The 2,384-nt window shown below is 60.7% G+C and carries 4 protein-coding genes and 1 pseudogene; 3 read left to right on the forward strand and 2 right to left on the reverse strand.

Annotation, left to right across the window (positions count from 1 at the left end; translation table 11 throughout):
• The 3 genes from H288_RS34690 to H288_RS35480 all read left to right on the forward strand — a co-directional run.
• A partial coding sequence (locus H288_RS34690) for an IS3 family transposase (RefSeq protein ID WP_158684284.1) occupies window positions 1-129 on the forward strand: 129 nt, incomplete at its 5' end.
• Window positions 126-770, forward strand: coding sequence for an integrase core domain-containing protein (locus H288_RS33425; protein ID WP_245274594.1), 645 nt, complete (start codon window positions 126-128; stop codon window positions 768-770). The genes H288_RS34690 and H288_RS33425, both read left to right, overlap by 4 nt.
• 178 nt (window positions 771-948) lie before the next feature.
• Window positions 949-1,485, forward strand: a complete 537-nt coding sequence (locus tag H288_RS35480; RefSeq protein ID WP_158684285.1) for a hypothetical protein — start codon at window positions 949-951, stop codon at window positions 1,483-1,485.
• Between the two features lie 12 nt (window positions 1,486-1,497).
• On the opposite strand, the gene H288_RS34695 is transcribed toward H288_RS35480, so the two are convergent.
• Both H288_RS34695 and H288_RS34985 read right to left on the reverse strand, forming a co-directional pair.
• Window positions 1,498-2,198, reverse strand: a protein-coding gene (locus H288_RS34695; RefSeq protein WP_245274595.1) for an IS5 family transposase whose coding sequence is annotated in 2 segments (ribosomal slippage) — window positions 1,498-1,931 and window positions 1,931-2,198 — 702 coding nt in all. Because the reading frame shifts where the segments join, the coding sequence is not laid out codon by codon here.
• 11 nt (window positions 2,199-2,209) lie between these two features.
• Window positions 2,210-2,384 (reverse strand): annotated as a pseudogene (locus H288_RS34985) (IS3 family transposase); the annotation flags it as partial.

Consider the following 2,384-nt stretch of genomic DNA (forward strand, 5'->3'; position numbering starts at 1 on the left):
CGATGGGCGACCCGAGATGAAGCGCGGCGCGATCTGTTCGCCTACATCGAGGGCTACTACAATCGGCAACGCATCCACTCGGCACTCGGCTATCTCACGCCCGAGCAAGCCGAGAGGACCGCAAAATGATCTCCCTGTGTCCGCGACACCGAGGGAGGATCATCTGGCGTCGCGAGGGGCTAAAAGTCCCCAACCGACATAAGCCCCGCAGCCGCCTGTGGCTGAACGACGGCTCGTGCGTGCGCCTGCGCCCGCTCCACCGCAACCACGTCTGGAGCTTTGACTTCGTGCAGGCCCAGACCCACGACGGCCGGAGCCTGCGCATCCTGACGCTGATCGACGAGCACAGCCGGACCTGCGTCGCGCTGAAGGTGGCGCGGCGCATCAACAGCGTCGGCGTGATCGAGGCTTTGGCCGGTGCGATGTGCCTGCACGGCATCCCCGAGCACATCCGCTGTGACAATGGACCTGAGATGATCTCAAAGGCGCTGCGCAAATGGGTCGCCAAAGCTGGCTCGCAGATCCAGTACATCGCACCCGGCTCGCCGTGGGAGAACGGGTACTGTGAGAGCTTCAACGGCAAGCTGCGCGACGAGTGCCTGCGCCAGGAGATCTTCTACTCGCTGAAGGAGGCGCAGATCGTGATCGGTCTATGGCAATCGACCTACAACCGCGTCCGACCGCATTCGTCGCTGGGCTATCGGCCGCCCGCGCCTGTCAGCTACCCGGGTCTGGCCTTCCGGCTACCCATGGCCGCGACCATGCAGTAGCCTCTCAATCGGGTCGGTCCAAAATACCGGTCAGATCAAGGGCAACGGTCAGTGCCGTGCTTCAGGTTTCGGCCTCTGCCAAGCATCGACAAAGCCGAATCTCTTGCGTTGATATTTGCTCGGTGAATTATGCCCGAGAGGTACCACTGAAGGCTCAAGTGCATGAAAGGGATATGTTATGGAGAAGATCAAGCTTAGAATTAACCCGTTAGATTGGTTGATTGCTGCGCCTAACGGTTGCAGCAAGGCAAGAGCTTCGGAGATTCTCGCGACTTTTTCTAGCCCGCCTCATGTCTACAAATTCACGGGCCCGGGAGAATTGTTGCGTGGAACAGGAACGGACAGCACAGGAAAGCAAGCGTTTGCCTACGGTGGCGGATATTGGGTTGATGGGTCCGTTATCTCTCAAATTGACGCGAATTTGAGCCAATACACAGGTTGGCTGTCCGCCAAGGAGCTACAGCAAAGCGCCAGAGCAAAGTACCGGGCGGGCTCTGCTGTTTGCGAGGATTGGAACGATTTCTCTCAATTTCACAAGATGAAAATTCCCACAGGAGAAACGTTCGAAGGATTAGCGGGTGCGATCAAATCGCAACCAATTCGCTCCAAAATGAATAAAAATGATCCGAAAACACCGATGTTGATGGGAGGGTTTGAACAGGTTTATCTGAAAGTGCGTAATCCGTTTTGGATCTATGAAGCAGCCCCTCTCTAGGTCGCGGACTCATTAAGCTCGCAGCCAGACCCGCACGGCTGCGAGCTTGACGCTGGCGAGGAAGTTGTCGGGATCCTTGTCGTAGCGCGTGGCGACGGCGCGGAAGTGCTTGATCTTGCTGAAGAAGCGCTCGACCAGATTGCGGTACTTGTCCAGGAACGGGCTGAAGGCCGGCACTCGCTTGCGGTTGGGCATCGGCCTGACGTTCGCCCACGCGCCCTGCTCAGCCATCCGGGCGCGTAACGCGTCGCTGTCGTAGGCTCGGTCGCCCAGCAGGATCTGACCCGTGCCAAGCCCGCCCAGCATGTCGGCCGCCGAACGCCCGTCATGGGCTTGGCCTTCCGTGATCTTGAGTGCGACGGGACGGCCCTCGGCATCCACCAGCGCGTGGATCTTGCTCGTCAGGCCGCCGCGCGAGCGACCCATGCCACCGGATCGGCCGTCTTTTTTTGGGCGCAGGCGGCATGCTGGTGAACCCGCACGCTGGTGGCGTCGATCATCTGCAGGTCGCCGTCGTAAGCCTTTGACACCGCGTCTAGAAGCCGATCCCAGATACCGCGCTTGCGCCAGCGCCGGAAGCGGTTGCCGCAGGTCATATGCGGGCCGTAGCGCGCCGGAATGTCGGCCCAGGGCGCGCCCGTGCGCAGCCGCCAGAAGATCCCGTTGAGCACCCGCCGGTCATCCACCTGTACCGCCTGCGGATTGTGAGACACCGATCTGAAGCCTACGCGGCGATGGCCGCGGGTGGAAGCTGCGCGGCGCGGAAATCGGCCGGTGGCCGGAACCCGTGTCGCTCGATCAGCCACGTCTCATTGTAGAGATCCCGGAACGCCAGCAGGGCGTGGCGCAGATCCTCGACCGTATCGAAGTGCTCGACCCACAACAGGTTCTCCTTGAGG

Source organism: Methylobacterium sp. 285MFTsu5.1 (genome assembly GCF_000383455.1).
GTDB lineage: Bacteria > Pseudomonadota > Alphaproteobacteria > Rhizobiales > Beijerinckiaceae > Methylobacterium.

Coding starts and splice junctions, on each gene's coding strand:
- H288_RS35480 (WP_158684285.1), top strand. CDS start 949: ATGGAGAAGATCAAGCTTAGAATTAACCCGTTAGATTGGTTGATTGCT.
- H288_RS33425 (WP_245274594.1), top strand. CDS start 126: ATGATCTCCCTGTGTCCGCGACACCGAGGGAGGATCATCTGGCGTCGC.